Raw genomic sequence first — 3,630 nt, forward strand, 5'->3', positions numbered from 1 at the left:
ATATAATAAAGAGTAATGTTTATGGCTGAAAATAAAAATGTTAAAATATTTCATTCTATAAGGGGTGTATCTCAAAACTTCGGGGAAATACCAAAAATAGATTTGGAAATTGATTTAGACAATGAATATAATATATACAAATATAAAGATGATAATATTATAAGAAAACTTAAAAATATAATAATATCTAAATTGGAAGAAGCAAATATTACAAAGCAAGATAAAATTATGCTTTATGCAATAGCACCAAATAGCATACTAGTGTCTATAGCATATATATTAGAAAAATATAAATATAATTTTGATTTTCTTCCTAAACCGAAAGATTCACTTGTATGGGGATATAGAGATATTGATATTACTGACCCAGAATTAACAAATTTTATAGAAAGCAAATCCACACAATTAAGAATATCAAATATAAATCAGCCAATAGGTATAATATTATCAGGCAGATCTAATGTAGATAACATAGAAGAAGTTTATAAAGATAATGAAAATTTAATTATAAACAAAGGCTTTGATTATTCATATACCAATATTATAACTATAACGCATGAAATAAGACTTCAAGAGAACTCAGACAAAAGCTTAGTAAATAAAAAATGCTATGATATATTTGTAAGCGAAATAAACTCTATTTTTAATGATATAGTATCATATCAAAATATTAAAGAAGTTCATATATTAAGTTCCATACCAGCGAATGGACTTTTATATTTGGGAAAGAAAATGGCTAGTTATAAAAACAATCATCTCACATTCTATATTTATAATTACAGCAGCAATAATAAAAGATACGAATTAGGTACTATATTAAACAGTAATTTAATAGATGAATATTAAAGCTTTATAAAAATATTATTATTTATTCTAAATAAGAATAAAAAAATCTTCTTATTTCCAAAGTATCAACTACAACATCTTTTAATTTAGGGCTTTTCATAGAAGGTGCTGTATAATAATATAAAGGTATCAAAGCCATATCATCACCTATTAACATATCTTCAGCTATATGCATATTATTCATTCTTCTATTGTTATCTATTGTAGACTGTGCATCTTTTATAAGACTGTCATAATTAATATTGCTGTAGCCTACTCTGTTGCCTGCACTTGTTGAAGTGAATAATTGAGCAAAAGTCATAGGGTCCAAATAATCACCAATCCAATCGGCACGGCATACTGTATAATTTCTTGTTTGTCTATTCTTTTGAAAAACTGACCATTCTTCTTGAGTAATAGACATATCCACATTTAAATTTTCTTTCCACATCTGCTGTACTGCTTCAGCTATTGTTACTCCAGCACCGGGATTTGTTTTAAACTCTAAAACAGGAAAATTAACTCCGTTACTGTATCCAGCTTCAGCGAGAAGTCTTTTTGCCTCTTTAATATTTGACTCATAATCTTCTTTTGATACACTAAAATAATTTCCGCCATTCTCTCTAAAATCTCCATTTACATCTTTAAGACCAAATGGAATAAATGCTCCAGCTGGAACCTCTCCGCCTTTAGTGATATTTTCTACTATATAGTTTCTGTCTATTGCTAATGCCAATGCTCTGCGAACTTTTTTATCTTTTAAAACTTCATTTGTATTATTTACAGCATAATAAGCCGTACCCAAAGATGGGGTTATAACTAAATATCCTTCTTTCCTTAAAAGCTCTATATCATTATTTTGTATTCTTGATGAGTAATGTAATGAGCCTTCTTTTAATGCAGGGTATGCTGTTGACACATCTGAAAGCATTATAAAATCTATTCTTTTTGCAACTATATTATCTTTATTCCAATAATTTGTGTTTAACTCTAATGATATTGATTCATCTACTTTTCTCTCTATCATCTTATAAGGACCATTACCTATATATGTGTTTGGGTAAAAAGTCCATTTATCATTATCTTCAATATAGTCTGCTCTTAATGGTGAAAATATAGGTATGCAAAATAATTCCAAAAAATATGCAGTTGGTGTTTCAAATTTTATTAATAAAGTTTTTTCATCTATTGTCTCAACTCCTAATTGTTCATTTCTAAGTTTGCCAGCCATTATTTTATCAGCATTTTTAATAGGCGAAGCTAAAAAACCATAAGAAGAAGCTGTATTAGGATCAACCAATCTTCTAAAAGAATATACAAATTCATCTGCTGTAATCTTTTTACCGTCAGACCATTTAGCATTATCTCTAAAATGAAATATAATATTTAAGCCATCAGGAGAAACTTCCCAACTCTCTGCAACTCCTCCTACAATATTGCCCTCTTTATCTTTTGTAACTAACCCCTCAAATACATGCACAGCATAAATCATACTATCAATTGCAGATAAATATGATGGGTCTATACTTTGAGGCTCTGCACCAACAGTAACCTTTATAACTTCATTATTGTTTACATTATTAGAACAAGCTAAAATAAAAATACAAGATAATATTGCAAATATTCTTTTCATTTTCTAACCCTATCTATAAATTATGTTAACATTAAATTATAAATATTAAATTGTCAATATCTTTATTAGAACTAACTAAATTATTGTTTAGTTAAATTTCCAGAATAATTATCTGAACCTTGATTAAATATAAAATAAAGCCCATTTGAAAAATCTAAGGATAAGTATTGACCATAACTATTAACTTCAAACTTCGTGCTTGATAATTCTTTAATTAAATCAGCATCTGCATAAAAACTAACTATTTGATTAGATAATTTTATTTCAAGAGTAACCTTTCCACTCTCTTCAACTGTAATTATTGTAGCAGTAGATTCTATAGTACTTCCGTTGTATGTAATATCATTTCCTGTATATATACCTTTGTATTTAACAATATTATTTACTGAGGTATTGTTATTTGTACATCCTACAAAAATAAAAACAACAAACAATATTTTTAATAATTTCATCATAAATAATTTCCTTTATATAATAAAGTACAAATAAATTAATTATCAATATTTTTTATATTAAAATTATAAAGTATAATAACACTTAAAAAAGCTAATACAGATAACACTGCTCCCCCAAATCCAACCCATTTAAGACCAAAACTATCAAATATATTACTTCCAACAAATGAACCTAAAGCTATACCAAAATTAAATGAAAAAGAATTATTTGAAGAAGCTAAAGTAATACAAGAAGGATAATCTCTCTCTGTAAAATCTAGAATATTTAATTGTACAGGAGAGTTCATCAAATACATTAAAAAACCTATGCATAATATTACTATAGCAGAAGTTATATAATTATTAAGAGCAAATGGTAAAACAATCATACATATAAATTGAAATATAAATATAAATCTCAAATTATAAACACCATTATGCTCTGCTAATTTTCCAGAAAGTAAATTACTAAAAAGAACCGTTACACCAAAAACTAGTAATGCAATGCTAATATATTTATTATCTATATGAACATAGTTTAATAGTATAGGCTTTAAATAAGTATAAAGCACATAAGAAGATGCTGCCCCAAAAAGAATTGTCAATGTACTTAATATAAATCTAATATCTTTAAAAATAACAAATTGATGTAATAGCTTTACTTTATACTGCACAGTATTTCTTGGTAAAGAAATAAACATCATTATAAGCATCAATATACTAAAAACAGATATAAAA

At 26.5% G+C, this 3,630-nt stretch carries 4 protein-coding genes; 1 reads left to right on the forward strand and 3 read right to left on the reverse strand.

The genetic code is table 11. The features are described 5' to 3' along the window. Positions 1–21: 21 nt before the first annotated feature. Positions 22–846, forward strand: a complete 825-nt coding sequence (locus E6A48_RS11060) for an SAVED domain-containing protein (protein WP_258018608.1) — start codon at positions 22–24, stop codon at positions 844–846. 22 nt (positions 847–868) lie between these two features. Here the strand turns inward: E6A48_RS11060 and E6A48_RS11065 are convergent, their stop codons facing one another. The 3 genes from E6A48_RS11065 to E6A48_RS11075 form a co-directional block, all read right to left on the reverse strand. Then, the gene (locus E6A48_RS11065) at positions 869–2,458 is read right to left on the reverse strand and encodes a peptide ABC transporter substrate-binding protein (RefSeq protein WP_219710332.1); all 1,590 of its coding nucleotides are present in this window, start codon (positions 2,456–2,458) and stop codon (positions 869–871) included. Between the two features lie 80 nt (positions 2,459–2,538). Further along, positions 2,539–2,913, reverse strand: coding sequence for a hypothetical protein (locus tag E6A48_RS11070; RefSeq protein ID WP_219710334.1), 375 nt, complete (start codon positions 2,911–2,913; stop codon positions 2,539–2,541). A 35-nt stretch (positions 2,914–2,948) separates the two neighbouring features. Then, the coding region (locus E6A48_RS11075) for an MFS transporter (protein WP_475561309.1) at positions 2,949–3,630 on the reverse strand (682 nt) is incomplete at its 5' end.

Origin of the sequence: Brachyspira pilosicoli, assembly GCF_019402445.1 — a bacterium.
In the GTDB taxonomy this organism is placed as follows: Bacteria; Spirochaetota; Brachyspiria; order Brachyspirales; family Brachyspiraceae; genus Brachyspira; species Brachyspira pilosicoli_B.